General features: G+C 66.6%; 17 protein-coding genes. 7 read left to right on the top strand and 10 right to left on the bottom strand.

The features are described from left to right. The first annotated feature begins 179 nt into the window (after positions 1–179). Positions 180–1,658: a methyl-accepting chemotaxis protein gene (locus tag LPA41_RS12070; RefSeq protein WP_229070216.1), complete on the top strand. Its 1,479-nt coding sequence runs from the start codon at positions 180–182 to the stop codon at positions 1,656–1,658. Positions 1,659–1,785: 127 nt separating this feature from the next. Here LPA41_RS12070 and LPA41_RS43240 read toward each other — a convergent pair whose 3' ends face one another. Continuing rightward, a complete protein-coding gene (locus tag LPA41_RS43240; protein ID WP_374238156.1) occupies positions 1,786–2,028 on the bottom strand; it encodes an ATP-binding protein in 243 nt (80 codons plus the stop codon). A 189-nt stretch (positions 2,029–2,217) separates the two neighbouring features. Here LPA41_RS43240 and LPA41_RS12075 point away from each other — a divergent pair, with 189 nt between their 5' ends. Together LPA41_RS12075 and LPA41_RS12080 are read left to right on the top strand one after the other, a co-directional pair. Further along, on the top strand, positions 2,218–2,592 hold the full coding sequence (locus LPA41_RS12075) for an STAS domain-containing protein (protein WP_229070217.1): 375 nt from the start codon (positions 2,218–2,220) through the stop codon (positions 2,590–2,592). A 198-nt stretch (positions 2,593–2,790) separates the two neighbouring features. Further along, on the top strand, positions 2,791–3,090 hold the full coding sequence (locus LPA41_RS12080; RefSeq protein WP_229070218.1) for a hypothetical protein: 300 nt from the start codon (positions 2,791–2,793) through the stop codon (positions 3,088–3,090). A 416-nt stretch (positions 3,091–3,506) separates the two neighbouring features. On the opposite strand, the gene LPA41_RS42700 is transcribed toward LPA41_RS12080, so the two are convergent. The 3 genes from LPA41_RS42700 to LPA41_RS12095 form a co-directional block, all read right to left on the bottom strand. Then, on the bottom strand, positions 3,507–3,707 hold the full coding sequence (locus tag LPA41_RS42700) for a diacylglycerol kinase family protein (RefSeq protein ID WP_306469500.1): 201 nt from the start codon (positions 3,705–3,707) through the stop codon (positions 3,507–3,509). 145 nt (positions 3,708–3,852) lie between these two features. Further along, the gene (locus LPA41_RS12090) at positions 3,853–4,449 is read right to left on the bottom strand and encodes a hemerythrin domain-containing protein (protein ID WP_229070219.1); all 597 of its coding nucleotides are present in this window, start codon (positions 4,447–4,449) and stop codon (positions 3,853–3,855) included. Beyond that, on the bottom strand, positions 4,442–5,659 hold the full coding sequence (locus tag LPA41_RS12095) for a hypothetical protein (protein ID WP_229070220.1): 1,218 nt from the start codon (positions 5,657–5,659) through the stop codon (positions 4,442–4,444). Before LPA41_RS12095 ends, LPA41_RS12090 begins: the two co-directional genes overlap by 8 nt. A 118-nt stretch (positions 5,660–5,777) precedes the next feature. Between LPA41_RS12095 and LPA41_RS12100 the strand changes: the two genes are divergently transcribed. Together LPA41_RS12100 and LPA41_RS12105 are read left to right on the top strand one after the other, a co-directional pair. Continuing rightward, positions 5,778–6,374, top strand: coding sequence for a hemerythrin domain-containing protein (locus LPA41_RS12100; protein ID WP_229070221.1), 597 nt, complete (start codon positions 5,778–5,780; stop codon positions 6,372–6,374). Positions 6,375–6,610: 236 nt separating this feature from the next. Beyond that, positions 6,611–6,874 (top strand): SpoIIE family protein phosphatase, encoded by a 264-nt coding sequence (locus tag LPA41_RS12105; protein ID WP_229070222.1) that lies wholly within the window; start codon positions 6,611–6,613, stop codon positions 6,872–6,874. A gap of 19 nt (positions 6,875–6,893) precedes the next feature. Here the strand turns inward: LPA41_RS12105 and LPA41_RS12110 are convergent, their stop codons facing one another. The 6 genes from LPA41_RS12110 to LPA41_RS12135 form a co-directional block, all read right to left on the bottom strand. Continuing rightward, entirely contained in the window at positions 6,894–7,583 is a 690-nt protein-coding gene (locus tag LPA41_RS12110; protein WP_306469506.1) for a hemolysin III family protein, read from the bottom strand. Between the two features lie 182 nt (positions 7,584–7,765). Then, on the bottom strand, positions 7,766–8,002 hold the full coding sequence (locus LPA41_RS12115; RefSeq protein WP_229070224.1) for a hypothetical protein: 237 nt from the start codon (positions 8,000–8,002) through the stop codon (positions 7,766–7,768). Between the two features lie 209 nt (positions 8,003–8,211). After that, positions 8,212–9,459 carry a PP2C family protein-serine/threonine phosphatase gene (locus LPA41_RS12120; protein WP_229070225.1) on the bottom strand — a complete coding sequence of 416 codons (1,248 nt, stop codon included), beginning with the start codon at positions 9,457–9,459 and terminating at the stop codon, positions 8,212–8,214. Positions 9,460–10,118: 659 nt separating this feature from the next. After that, complete coding sequence (locus LPA41_RS12125) at positions 10,119–10,481, bottom strand: hypothetical protein (RefSeq protein ID WP_229070226.1); 363 nt, start codon at positions 10,479–10,481, stop codon at positions 10,119–10,121. A gap of 252 nt (positions 10,482–10,733) precedes the next feature. Then, positions 10,734–10,970 carry a hypothetical protein gene (locus tag LPA41_RS12130; protein WP_229070227.1) on the bottom strand — a complete coding sequence of 79 codons (237 nt, stop codon included), beginning with the start codon at positions 10,968–10,970 and terminating at the stop codon, positions 10,734–10,736. Positions 10,971–11,480: 510 nt separating this feature from the next. Continuing rightward, complete coding sequence (locus LPA41_RS12135) at positions 11,481–12,218, bottom strand: hypothetical protein (protein ID WP_229070228.1); 738 nt, start codon at positions 12,216–12,218, stop codon at positions 11,481–11,483. Positions 12,219–12,861: 643 nt separating this feature from the next. Between LPA41_RS12135 and LPA41_RS12140 the strand changes: the two genes are divergently transcribed. Next, positions 12,862–13,275 carry a hypothetical protein gene (locus tag LPA41_RS12140; protein ID WP_229070229.1) on the top strand — a complete coding sequence of 138 codons (414 nt, stop codon included), beginning with the start codon at positions 12,862–12,864 and terminating at the stop codon, positions 13,273–13,275. A gap of 601 nt (positions 13,276–13,876) precedes the next feature. After that, positions 13,877–14,275: a VOC family protein gene (locus LPA41_RS12145; protein ID WP_229070448.1), complete on the top strand. Its 399-nt coding sequence runs from the start codon at positions 13,877–13,879 to the stop codon at positions 14,273–14,275. Positions 14,276–14,451: the final 176 nt, after the last annotated feature.

A 14,451-nucleotide genomic window follows, 5' to 3' on the forward strand; every position in this document is an offset into this window, starting at 1 on the left:
TCACCTCGCGCTTCTGCGCGGTTGTCACCTCGTTCAGGAGACCACCCAAGCGACATCTGACCGATAAAATTGGATATGCGACTTTCGGTCATGCCCTGCTGTCAGCGCTGATCGTCGTACGGGCCGCCGGAGCAGCCAACGCCCCTGCCACTCGATCCGCACCGCTCAGGAGACCAGACATGAGCCGGCTCACCTTCGGCAACAAACTGGCCGGCGGCTTCGCACTGACCCTCGCCCTCACTTCGATCATGGCCGTCACCTCGGTCGCCGCGCTCACCCTGGTCGTCCGCGGCAACAACACGGCGGTCACCGCGGCGACCGACGACCTGCTCGAGGCACAACGGCTGAGCACCGCGATGGAAGGCCGAGGATCCAGCGCCCGGGGATTCCTGATCACCGGCAAGCCGACCGACCTGCAACACGCCCAGCAGGACCGCGACACCTTCCTCGACCAAGCAGCACGACTACGCGACAGCCTCGACGACCACTCGGCCGAACGACTGCTCAACGACGTCACCGCAGCCGAAACCCGATACACCACGGTGCTGGCACCCCTGCTGGAGAAGCGGCAGTCGATGCATGACCTGACACAGGTCAACCAACTGCTCACCACCGAACTGGTCGCCGCCCGCCAGGCCGTCCAGGACGCCAACGCCACCCTCGTCGACCGGATACGCGCCGAGGTCGAACTCGACCGCGATCACGCCGCCACCCAAGCCGACCAGGCGATCATCGCCGTCACCGTCCTCGGTGCGCTCGCGCTCGCGAGCGGCGCGGTCATCGCCCGGCGCCTCAACCGGGCCCTGCGCCGTCAGGTCGGCACCGCGGTCGGGCACATTCAGAGCTCGTCGGCGCAACTGGAGACGGCAGCCGCCCAGCAGGCCACCGGCGGCCGTGATCAGGCCGCCGCCCTGGCCGAGATCACCACGACGATCAGCGAGTTGCTGATCACCTCACGCCAGATCGCCGACGGCGCCCACCGCGTCTCCAAGACCGCCGAGGACACCGAGACCGCGGCCCGCCACGGCGACGCCACCATCAGCCAGACCCGCGCGTCCATCGCCGCCATCCGCACCCAGGTCGACGAGATCGTGCAACACATGCTCGCTCTCGGCGAGAAGTCCCAGCAGATCGGATCGGTGGTGCAACTGGTCGCCGAACTCGCCGAGCAGACCAACATCCTGGCCATCAACGCCACTATCGAGGCCACCGGCGCCGGCGAACAAGGCCGCCGCTTCGCCGTCGTCGCCGAAGAGATCCGCAAACTCGCCGACCGCACCGCCGCCTCCGCCAAACAGATCCGTGTCCTCATCGACGAGATCCGCGCAGCGGTCAACACCACCGTCGTGTCCACCGAAGCCGGCGCACAGGCAGTCGACGCCGGCACCCGCAACTTCGACGAAGCCACCACCGCCTTCCGCACCATCGCTCAGCTCGTCAGCACCACCAACGACGCCACCCGCGAGATCGAACTGTCCACCAAACAGCAGACCACCGCCGTCGAACAGGTCAACGTCGCCGCCGCCGACACCGCCCGCGTATCCCGCGAAGGCGAAACGAGCGCCACCCAGACCAGACAGACCGCAGCCCACCTCGCCGCCCTCTCCAGCGACCTGCTGGCACTGGTCGGCACCGGCCGCGCCGGAAAAGCCGGCTGAGCCCGCACGACCAGGCGTGGCGATCAGCTCAGCACGCAGCGCGAGAGTCTTGGGCTCAGCGGGTCAGTCGCAACTCAGCCGGGTGTCGACAACCGTCATCGGCGGCGCTGCCTGAGGACCGGCCCCCTCAGGAGGCCGGCGTGATGCTGTCGGCTGGCCGCAGAGGGAGGGTGATTGTCACAAGGGTGCCGGCTCCCGCGCTGCTGCAAACGGTGACATTTCCGTCATGGGCGTCGATGACCGACTTGACGAGGCTCAAGCCCAGTCCAACGCCTTGGACTTCGCGTTGTTCGGCTGCTTGGCCGCGGCGAACCGGCTGGAACAGCTGTGTGCTGTCCTCAGCCCCACAACCGATCCGGTGTCGCAGGATGTCCGTGGAGGCAACGACCTATCGGCCCGCGACCAATGTTGCAGCGCAACCGGCGTCTCTGCGGTGCTGAGTGCTTCGGGGCTCGTGCGGGGATAGATTGGTCGGTGCGATTACAGGTCCAGACCCCGCCCGCACATCGTCGACATGCCAGTCCATGTCTGGTGTCGCCACGGCGTTCAGGGGGTTGCGATGAGCTGGTCAGCGATCAAGATGCAAACCGGCGACCGAGTCGTACGAGTGGATCTGATCGGTGACGTGCGCAGCCCGGCGGCGCCCGCACTGGGGTCGATCCTCGTCCAGGTCGTGGGCACGGGCCTGCTTGATGAGCTGGTGGTGGGCTTGCACGCGGTGTCGGGTTTCGACGTGGCAGCGGTGAGCGCGTTGATGGCGGGCTACGGTGCCGCCGTCGAGCACGGTACGTCGTATCGCGTCGTCGGCGCTCACGGCCGGGTACGTCACGTGCTGCAGCGCACCGGCATGTCGGATGTCCTGGCCGACAGCGACGATCTCGGGGCGTTGATACTGGCAGTGCTGCTACGTCCCGCCGTCACCCGATTCCGGTGAGCCATCTCGGCTGGCGGGCATGCAGGTTCGTTGGCCACCCGTCACAACCTCGCCCCCGGCCGGACCGGCTGGCATAGACCGCCAGGCACAGAGATCGACGCAGGTGTGAGGTCACAGGCAGGGGGTAGTCCATGCGCGGCGTCAACGGGGACGTCCACGACATCCCACCGCAACGATGACCTTTCAGGAGCTGACCAGATGGCTACGTCCACCCGCGAGAACCATGACACCGCCCACGCGGCGCGCACTCGGTCGCGGGGCGAGGAGACCAAGCCCTCGTTCAAGACCACCGAGCTCATCGTCTACGTGCTCGCCGTCATCGGCGTGCTGATCGCCTCCAACATGGTCGGCGACGGCGCCGCCAACAACGGCACCGACTACTTCGCCGCCGACAAGGCCTGGTGGTACATCACCCTGCTCACCATCGGCTACATGATCAGCCGGGGCCTGGCCAAGGCCGGCAGCCGCAGCAACGACCACGACCCCCGCACCCACTGATCTCCCGAAGCCTTGAACGGTCCTGGTAGACCGGCCGGTCCCTCGACACGGTCGGCCTACCAGGGCATGTGCGGGCGTCGACACCGAAGGGCGTTCCGGCCCGCGATGGATGATCCGTGCCACCGGAGCGCTCTTCGCCGACACCACCAACTGCACTAATACCTCGCCGTGTCCCTCGAACGGGCGAACCCCAACCCCGGCCTCACGCCGTCACGCTCAAGGAAGCGCATCGATGGCGAAAGGGACACGGTGATGGCGGGTACGGGAAAGACCTTCAAACGATGCGGCGGCGCCCGCCCTGCAGGACGACCTCGAGGCCGGTGGGGAGGTCACCGGAGAGCCCGAGGTTGGCGGCCAGCTGCCCGCCGGTACCGGCGGGCAGCTGGCCAGCGCCACGTCGGAGCCAGCGAGGGCGGTCACGCAGCCATCACGGTGCCGTCGCCACCGCAGGCGAGGACGAGTTCGGCGCCGTCGCGGACCGCCTGGCGGGCCTGGCCGGCGCCGGGGGCGTCGCCGGTCGTCTCGAGCCACATCGGCTCCGGCCAGCCCTTGGCGGTGAGGGCATCGGTGACGGTACGGCGCAGCACGCCGAGGTCGGGCACTTTCACCGAGTTCACGACAACGGCTGATCGTAGGGACCGGTAACGGTCATGACATCCACGGGAGAGTCCCTTTCCGTGCAGAAAACCGCCGCCGCCAGCCCAGTCCGGGGTCGGCGGCGGCCGTCAGCATTCGTCAGGCATCGGAGTGGTCACGGCTTGCTTACTTCGCCTCGGCACGGCGGGCGGCATCCCGAATCAGGTCACGGGCCCGGTCCGCGACAGCGAGTTCAGGGCCGGCGACGATGTTCGCTGTCGCCGATTCGATCCCCGGGTGGGGTCGTGTCGGTGCGGCGGCTTCCGCGGCTCGTACCACTCCAGCGAGTCGGCGTAACTGGTCCGCCGGCACTTTCGCGCGCAGCTGCGGGAACTCGTAGCGCTCCTCGTACCGCGCGTGGGTGAGCACGGCGTTGCGCAGCAGAAGCAGCGAGGCCTCGAAACCGTCACTGCCGGCGCCGGCCTCGAGCAGCGTTCTGAGCATCTCCTTGGCCTGGCGTTCCTCTTCGAGCCGGTCATCGACGATGCCGTCGCTGTCACCGAGGGTCCGGCTCAGCGGGTGTACGACTTCCTCCTCGGCCGTCTCGTGCACCGCGAGCAGCCGTACCAGATCGTCGAACGCCTGTTGTCTTTCCTTGCCCGAGGCGCCGATGACGAGCAGGAACTGTTCCTCGATACGGGCGTGCTGGGTCAGTAGCAGGTCGACCACGTCGACGTCGGCGCCTTCGGGCAGTGCGGTGTCGGCAGTCCGCGGGTCAGGCACGGCGAGAGCCTTCCTGCGCGCGCAGCGACTCGACGGGGTGCGGGCCCTCGGTTTCCAGCCGGTACTCGTCACCGAACATCTGGCGATGGGCGTCGATGACGACCTCACTCGGTGGCTTCTGGGCGCCGTGGATGGCCTCCTGCATCTGCTCGAAGCGCTCGTGCGCTTCCCGCACGTAGCCGGCGCCGAGTTTGGTCAGATCGATCTGGGTGGCGAGCAGGTGGCGCAGGTACTCCTTGTTCGGCTCGAACATCAACGGCTCCGGCAGGCCGGTGTCGCCGACGATCTGCTCGGGCTCCCGGCCGTCGTGACGGCGCAGCAGGTCGGCGGCCTGCTGCAGGTGGGCGAGTTCCATCTGCAGGTGCAGCTCCCAGACGGCCTTGATGCGCGGATCGCTCTCCTGCTCCATGAACGACCAGTACAGCCAGCACTCGTTGTACTCGTGGGTGACCAGCCGCTCCCACCACGTCTCCCCCGGGTCGACCAGGGACTCGTAATGGGTCACGTGCTCCTGCTCGATGAGGCTGATCTCCTGGTACAGCTGGCGGGCGATCGGCTCCATGTACTGCGGGCCGGTGTTCATGTAATAGAGCATCACCTGCTGTTCGGCGGACAGGATCGTCAGCGCGTGCAGCTTCGAGCGTGGGTCGACGGCATCTTTGTCGTACGGGTCGTTGACGTTGTCGTACGGGTGCCGGAACTCGGCGACCGTCGGGCGGCCCGGCATCACCTCGGTGACCCCGGCGACGATCTTCTCCGCCTTACGGCGTTCGACCATCTCGTACAGATTGGCGTAACGGTACAGGTGGTCGAAGTCCTCCAGGACACCGAATTCGTACGCCTGCTTCAGGTACGGGTCGGGTTCGTGCCGGGCCACCCACGCCGTCAGGTCGACCGCCACCTGCTCGTAGCCCAGCGTCGTCTCGAGCACGCTCGCCAGCCCAGGCAGCAGCCAGTTGACCACCCGCTGCTGCTGGCTCTCCACGAACCGGGTGTAGGCCAACTGCCGCTTGACGTCGGGGTCGGGGCAGACCCGGGCGAACTGGTGCGAGAACATGATCGCCTCGGCCTCGATACCGTTCATCGTGATGATCCGGCACCGCGTGTACGGGTCGACCGCTTCCGGATCGATCGGCTCGACGTTCAATTCGCGCCAGTTCCGGATCTGCTGATCCAGTGGGATCCCTTTATGATCAAGCGGATTGAACATCGACACTCCCTCGATCGAACCGAACGGCCGTTCCCTGCCTACCCCGCGCGACTCGCCCGAACCCCGGTTTCCCCATTCATTCCCCGGGTAGAGACCACCTCGGACGAGGGAGTGAGCCATGGCCACTGATGCCGTATCGCTGATCAAGAACGACCACCGCCGGATGGAGAAGCTGTTCGCTGAGCTCAAGGCCGCCGGTGACGGGGACCGCCGTGCGCTGGTGGAGGAGATCCACGCCCGGCTCAGCGCGCACTCCCGCGCCGAGGAGACCGAGGTGTACCCGGTCCTCGCCAAGGCAGCCGGGGAAGAGGACGAAGCAGAGCACGGCACCCACGAACACCGCGAAGCCGAACACAAGCTGCGCAAAGTCCGCAACCTGATCGGCTCCCCCCACTTCGGCCAGGCGCTCGACGAGTTCGTCGCCGCCGTCGCCCACCACGTGCAAGAGGAGGAGTCCGAACTGCTTCCGGCCATCGAGAAGGGCGTCGGCAAGAAGGACCTCGAACGACTCGGCGCGGCCTTCGAGCTGATCCGCCTCGAAGAGCTGAACGCCAGTGGGTACGACCAGGCAGCCGGATCCATCCCGCCCGGCACCGACGACCTGGCTGAATCGACCCGCGACGAGCTCTACCGCAAGGCGCAGAAGGCCGACATCCCTGGCCGGTCACACATGAACAAGAACGAGCTGATCGAGGCGCTCCGCGAGCAGGATTGACGCCGGCCGCGTCCGTCGCTCGCCGGCACGGTGCTGTCTGGTTACGGCTGGGGCTGCATGAGCTGTCGCGGAAAGTACAGCCGGACCGAGGTCCGGCCGGGCGCCCAGGACATCGCGGCCATGTCGGCGAGTTGACGGGCCAGCCACAGACCACGGCCACCGGTGACCGCCGCGAGCGGATGAGGGCGGTGGTAGCCGGCCGTGGCCGGGATCGGCTGGTTTCCCGCGTCGTCGCATTGGACGACATCCCTCTGGTGCTGCCGCCTCACAGCGCCCTCGTGCTCTACACCGACGGCCTGGTCGAGGACCGGCAGTACACCATCGATCAGGGGATCGCCGACCTGTGCGCGGCGGTGCGGTCGGCGCCGGCCGGCGACCCGCACGCCCTGATCGATCACATCCTGAACGCCGGTGTCGGGCCGGCGCCGCGCAGAGACGACGTGGCGGCTTTCAGCATGGACGCCGCACCACCCGCTACTCCGGTTCCTACGCCTCGCTGACCGATCGGCCGGCCGAGCCTCACGCCGCGGCGGCACGCAAGGCGATGCCGATGCCGATGCAATGGGCGGCGAACGCCGCGACCGTGAAGGCGTGGAAGACCTCGTGGAACCCGAACCAGCGCGGGCTCGGGTCAGGCCGTTTGAGGCCGTAGACCACAGCACCGAGGGTGTAGAGCACCCCACCGAGAAACAGGAACGTGACGACCGGCGCACCGCCGGAACGCCAGAACCCGGGCAGGTAGATCACCGCCACCCAGCCCAGGGCTATGTACACCGGCACGTACAGCCAGCGCGGGGCGCCGACCCACAGCACCCGGAAGGCAACACCGGCCAGCGCACCGCACCACACGATCCACAACAACGTCCGCGCCTGTCCGGGCGGCAGCACGAGCACACAGAACGGCGTGTAGGTGCCCGCGATGATGAGGAAGATGTTGGCGTGGTCGAAGCGCCGCAGCACGTTCGCCACTCGCCCGGTCCAGTGGCCGCGGTGATACAGCGCGCTCACGCCGAACAGCAGCGCCGCCGACAGTGTGAACACCGCTAAGGCCACCCGGGATCTGTCGTCCGGCGACAGCACGGTCAACAGGGCGCCGGCAGCGACGGCCACCGGAAAAGTGCCGGCATGCAGCCACCCGCGAAGCCGGGGTTTGACCAGGCCACCGAGGTGGTCAAGCCCCTGTTCGACTCGATCTTCGAGTCGAGTCAGACTCGCATCGAGGCCGGCTGCCGGACGGTCGCCTGCCCGCGCTCGCCAGGCACGGTCCCTACTCACGTCACCGGCGTTACCCAGCCGAACGGCATTGATAACCGGTCGGGCGCAAGCGTGTCCCGATGGGCATGACGCGACCCGAAGTAGGAGGCGCCCGGACGTCCCGAACCCACGTAGGCCTACCGTCCACCGGGGGATTGTCTCGGCCGTGGTGACAGGTTGTCGGCGCGCCGGGCGATATCTCTGGCTTCGGTGGTGACGGCGTCACCGAGACGGTCCAGCCGTTCGGCGGTGGCGTCATCCGGCGACGCATCGGCGCTGCGATGCAAAGTCTGCTCGGCGCGTTCCAGCGCCTCGGCCGTGTCATGCATCGTCTGCGCGGTTCTGCGAGAATCGATCACTGGTTCGGAAGCCATGAGCCAGCCTTACCCACCGAATCGGTCGCCTCACCACCCCGACCACTGCTGCGCGGGTAACTCGGAGGGCGTATGACATCGACCGTCGCACTGCTCGACGGGAGCGCCCGAGCCGCGGAACGGCTCACAGCGCCACGCGTGGTCGTACCCCTCTGGCTCGTGGCGGCGACCTATCGCCGGCTTGTGGCATGCCGTCCGCTGGATCCGTGTCAGCTGACGGCGTTGAGGGGGGCCCGGTTGTCGGACTCCGGCAGTTCGGTGTCGGAGTTGTCCGGTGCCGGGCTGATCCACCGGGCGAGCAGCACGGTGGCGTCGTCCTGCAGGCAGTCGTCCTGATGGTCGAGGATAGCGTGGACCAGCCGGCGGCTGGTCTCCGGCAGCGGCAACTGGTCGGCGATGGCCTTGACCGTGAAGTCGACGAGCCGGTCGATACCGAACGGCTCGCCGTCACTGGACCGGGCCTCGATGATGCCGTCGGTGTAGAGCAGCACGTGATCGCCCCGTTCCAGGGCCTCCTCGACGACGACCGGCGGCCGGTGGTGACCGAGCGAGACCGGCAGGGCCGTCGGCGTGGGCAGTATCTTGACCGCTTTGCCCCGGCGGATGACCACACCGCTGGGATGGCCGGCCGAGATGACGCGCAGGACTCCGGTGCGCTGGTCGAGTTCGGCGAGCACCGCGGTGATCAGGCCCCACCGGTCATGGTCCTGGACGGCCCGGTCGATGTGGTGGTAGGTACCGATCAGGTCGAGGCCGGAGCGGCGGGCGTTGCGGTAGGCCGCCAGTGCGAGCGAGGCCAGCATGACCGCCCGCATGCCGCCCGCGGAGCCGTGACCGACGGCGTCGAACAGCGCCAGGTGGGCGATGTCGCCGTTGATGGCGTAGTCGAACGCGTCACCGCCGACGTCGTAGCACGGCTCCAGCACTCCACTGATCATCAGATGGCCGGTGGAGAACGTCAGCGGCGGCAACTGGGCGCGCAGCATCTCCGCGGCCAGGCCCATCGGCTCGCGGCGACGTAGCCGTTCGATAGTGTCGCTGTATAGGTCACGGGTCACCACCAGCTCGGCCAGCAGGGCCGCCACCGTCGCGCAGTCCTCCACGGTCGGCTCGTCGGCCGGGCCGGCCAGGACGACCTCGAGGATGCCGAGGCGTTCGGCACCGTTGGTCAGCGGCACCCACAGCCTGACGCCGTCGGGTTCGGCGTCGCTCACGCACGCGGCGACCGTGGTGAACGCGCGGCCCGCGAAAGTGCCGTCGATCATGAACCGGTCACGGGCCGGAGCATCCCCGGCCACCAAAGGCAGAAGCTCGCGCTGCTGATGATCCACCAAATAGATGATCATGGCGGTAGCGCCGACGAGCGGGGCCGCCCGCATCGCCATCTGCGGAAGGTCGTCCGGCCGTGCATGGTGCGACTGCCGCAGCAACCGGCCCAGGGCTTCGATCCCACTCACTGCACCCCTCCTGACTGTGACGCCAGAGGCAGTGTGTCGCACGCGGGCCTGTCATGCCGAACCGGAGGACATACGTCACCCGGCACCGGCGCCTGCAGCTCACCCCCGTCAAGCCGCTGCCGATGGGAAAGGCAGCAGAGCACACCAGGCGAAAGGTGAAGGGCCCAGCGGCAGCGCGAACACCGCCCCGCGCCCCGGCCTGCAGCGCCGCCCCAGCGAACGCCGGCCACCGCTCCCGCCACACCGCAGTCTCAAGATCATCGGCCAGAACCGGGCCACCTATGCCTAAGGCATCCCGGCACAGGCCCTCGCCCAGCAGCAGCTGCAACTGCTCCGCCCCCTGGCTGAGGGGCGTCACTGGCATAGCGCACCTGCTGCGCCGTGCCGGCCATCACCGCCACGCCCACACCCTGCAGGTCTGGGAATGCGCCACACACGCCCGGCACAACTCGTCCACGTCCGGACCATGTGCGGCCACCAGCCGAGCCACCCGAGGCCACCGGCCATCACTATCCATCACGACCACGGCCGGGCCCGCACGTGCACACACCGATCGGCCACCATGACCGCAACCTCTGAACCTGCCCCGGGGCAACAGCACTAATTCTGACGCCGGCACCACGAGAGCCGGCATCCCACCGAAACAGCACCCACCACACCTACGACGTCGCGGTGGCCGGCGCCGGCTGCACGCCGCTGCGGTCAGACTCCCGCTCACAACGCGACAGCCGCGCCGACCCCGCCATCTCGGCGTCGATCTCGGCCTGCACGTCAGCGGCCGGAGCGTGCTCGCTCATGGCTCTACCGTGCACCTTGAGGGCGCCACGGTCGAGGCGTTCTCGCTGGCGACATACATTCAACAGGGCAGTGCTGTGGGTCAGAGCATGCTCGTCTGCCTGCTGGTCCTGTATGGCGCGGTCGAGTAGGCCCACGGCTCGGTGCTGCGCACGCGAGATGGCGAGCAGAATCGCGATGGGATCCAGCCGCCGTTGCTGAGGATGCACCCGAGGTTTCAGCTCCACCGGCCCGAAGGTTATGGCCGACGCGTCAAATCGCGCGCGTTGCCAATGGTGGCCGATCCACCGTGACGGCGACGCCACGACGTTTCGTTTGGTGACGAGTGAAATCCGGTTCTCCAGCGGTCATCGGTAGCGGTGCTCCCTCAAAGTAGGCGGTCAACGCGCGAACCGCGCATACGAAATCGCCTCGACTTCATGCCTACCCGGCACACCGGGTGAACACCTCCCGCCGCATGAAACCTCGGGACGGGGCCGTCAGCGGACACGGCAGACACCGCGATCGCCGACGGCGCCCTCGTGGACACCAGCTACCAGCACGCCCTGGCCTACCGCGCCCTGGACCAGATCGTCCATGCCTTGCCCGGTCCGCCAGCGGACCGAGATCCACGCCAGCTCGGCCAGCAGGTAGAACGCGCAGGCCTGAGCCTGCTCGTCGCCCATCACGGACAGCAGTTCCTCTGCACCGGCGGCGCGCTCCACCGGGACTACCACGAACGACTCGGGACAACCGCAGCCAACTTCCGCACCCAGCCACCACCCACGATCATGGACTTACCCGCCGGGACAGGACCGCCGAACCAGGCGAAGATCACCGTACGGGCGTTCGTGTCATCGAGGTGTCGCGATCGTCCATGTTGGAGGAAGCTGCGCATCGACGTTCGGCATCGCCGACGAAGAGGCCTGTCACGTCGAGATCGGATTGCTCAGGCCATGAACGCCCTGCTCAACCGGGGGTGGTGAAAGCGAGGCCGATTCAGGCGGAAGGTTCAAGGACCTACGAGCACGAGCAGGCCACGAAGATCGGCCTGAGTCGCCGGGCTAAACCGTACGCACGTACGTGCAAAAACACGTGTCGCGTCGCCACGAAATCATCAATGTCGACGAATGCAAAAGGCCAGCTAAACTGGCCTTTTGTTAAGTCGGGCTGACAGGATTTGAACCTGCGACCCCTTGACCCGCAGCCAAGGAGTCGGCGCAAGTGCCCGATTCGCGGCATAAGAATTAACTTGGGCGGCGTCTTTTGAAAATTCTCCCTTCCTTCGGCTTGCCTGGATCAGCCAGCACGCCTTCAAGGAAGTACTTGCAAGGGAAAATTCTTTCATGCGTATCGCCGGCGATGTCTACAACCCTTACGCGGATGTCGAGACGCTTGATGACATGAAGGACGCTCTGACTGAACCAGCAGACTTCCGTGCCAGCTGCGTAATTGCTGACCGGGAGAGGACCTCCGCGTGTCAAGTACTTGACATAATAGTCGACTTCGCTTTTCATTCCCCGCTTTCGTAAGATCTGAGCCAATCGCACGAAGTCAACGAAGTCGCTATCCGTGGGCAGTCGATCGGCATCCTCGAAGGAGATATGGTAGTCGAATTTTTCGATCACCGGCACTCCTGGTCCTGCGTTGACCGCGCGGAGTATCCACTTGCTTGTGCTTTCGCGAGTGTGACCGTCTTCAGGATCGATAGCGATGCCTAGAGCGGGACGCATCGCTCTCGCCCACTGGAGGCGGGTCAACAGTAGGCCAGCACCAACGCCGATCAGAGTAAACGATGTGGATCGTTCCATGACGGAGAACTGAATCGTGGTTGCGTTCAGGCGGTAAACCTCCCAGATCGCATTCAAGGCGAGCAAGAATATGATAACGATCGGAAGTCGAGTAAAAAGGGGCGAGCGACGAACTGTTCGCTGCTGCGCGAAATCGAGTTCCGCGGTTGAATGGTTCGCGATCAAGCCTTTCATCTCTCGCCGCCTTCCCGAGATGGGTGATGCATCTCATGTTGCCATACGTGAGCAAGATATTTTATTCGCTCGTAAAGACGAAACGGCAAGGCGAAGGCGGCTACCCCGAGGGGATGCCGTTCCGTGCGATCTCGGGCTTCAGATCGTCATACGAATCACTGGAAAAGAACCCGCTTGCTTGATCTTGCATTTCGCCGGTCCACTGACGTGGTGTTTTTGCGATGCCCTCTCATCGGCAGATCCGGACGTTGGGCGCCGGTGACGGCGCGTCACAGCGGCCGAGTGAACACCGGCTCCGTACGGACGGGGTGAAGCAACACCACCCGCAGCGCCGGCTCCCTCAGACCCAAGCCATCCGCTCGCGCCCTGCTGTCCGCGCCGGCCGCGCCCTCCCGGGCCGTTCCACAGCTATGGAAGTGGAACGGTGCCGAAGAGCGATGCCGGACAGGATGCTGCGGCGCTTGGTGCGGTACGTGCGGATCGCTCCTGGTGTGTCGTGCGGCCCTTGGCCACTCGATGGGGGTTTTCCGTCCCGGGCCTTGCCGGGAGGCCGTACCGTGCTCGCCGGATCACTCCGAGCTGAGGGAGAGTCGTGCGGGCACGTCAGATATGGGGAACGGCCGCCGCTGTGGCGGTGGCGGGCATGGTGATCGCATGCGGCAGCGGTGGCGCCGGTGACAGCGACGAGGCGGCTGAGGCTCCGGCCAACGCGACAATGGCAGCCGCCAAGGCGGTAGGCCAAGCTCAAGCCGTCGTCGATGCGATCGACGCGAAGTGGTCAGCGCCGAACCCGCGAGACACGACTTCCGGGTGCGCCGCGAAGGAGGGCGACACAGGTACAGGCTGCGTTTCCCGCATCACCACCGACGCTGTCACCGTAATCGAGCTCGCGAACGAGGGCGACGCCAAGGAGTGGGCCACCACAATGGGTGAGGCGGGCGAGGCGACCCAGGCCGGCCGGTTCGTGCTCACCTGGAACAGCGAGCAGGAGAAGACCAGCGAGAAGGCCCGGGAGGGTATGGTGTCCATCGCCATGGCGGCCAGCGAAAAGTCTTAACGCGACATACCCGGGCGGGGTGAGCTAGTGGCCCATGATCTCGCGGGCGCGGCGGTAGAACTCCTCTTGCGCATCCGGCGGGGCGTCCAGGTCAACGTGATGCAGGTTGTAATCGCTGTCCGGCTTCGGATGCTCCGCCGGATGGAAGCCCGCACGGTCGGCCTACTTCGCGACCCACTCGTCATGCCACGCAGCGAGCTCGCGGAGCCGGCGCACCCGGTCCTCCGACGGCCGCTTTGGTGGTCCCCGGTCGAGGTCGGGCTCGCTGCTCTACGCCGCCCAGGCCGTCTCCATCGACACCCGGGTCCGCATGGTCCATCCCGACTGGGACGACCCGCAGGTCAAGGCAGAGGTATAGAAGATCCAGGCCGTGGAACAGCAAGTCCAGCGGTTTAGCTTGCCGTTTAACCTCCGGCTCCAAGCTGCGTCCCCGCGGGCCAGCCCGCTGCGTCATCCAGGGCGACTACGGAGGGTGCCGGCGATCGAGCCGGTGCGGTCGCGGCAAGCCACGACCGCGCGTTGTCTGCGGCAGGTCCGGAAATCGTTGGCGGAAGGCCGCAGCTCGGACGATGATCCGGTGACCGCTGACGGAAGGGCGAGTATGGCGAGCAGGTTCACGGAGCTGTCGATCGACTGTCATGATCCGCGAGGATTGGCGAGATTCTGGTCCGCGGTGTTGGGCTACCAGATCATCGACGAACGACCCGATCTGGTTGAGATTGCCGCTTGGGAGCCGACGGCTGAGGCGGTACGAGCGGCTCCCCAACCGCCAACCATGATCTTTGCCAAGAAATCGGAGGGCAAGGTCGTCAAGAATCGCCTGCACCTCGACGTTAGCCCGATCGATGTAAGTCGTGACGAGGAGGTGGAACGGCTGATCGCGCTCGGAGCCCGTCGCGTGGATGTCGGCCAGGGCGATGTGAGCTGGGTGGTCCTTGCGGACCCCGAGGGCAACGAGTTCTGCGTGCTCCGCACGTTGGCACCCCAGCCAAGCCCGTAAGAGGTACGCCTCCACACCGACGACGAAGCGTGCGGACGGATCTACGGCCGGCGCTCGCAATGCGGCAAATGAGTGCGTCCGATCTGCCTTGGTAGCCACCTCTTCCGGCCACGAGATCGCCGGCGTCTGTCGCAACCTGCCCCTGGCGCCCCGGGTGCCAGCCAGCGGATCGGTCC

Source organism: Actinoplanes sp. DH11 (genome assembly GCF_020873875.1).
Classification (GTDB): Bacteria; Actinomycetota; Actinomycetes; order Mycobacteriales; family Micromonosporaceae; genus Actinoplanes.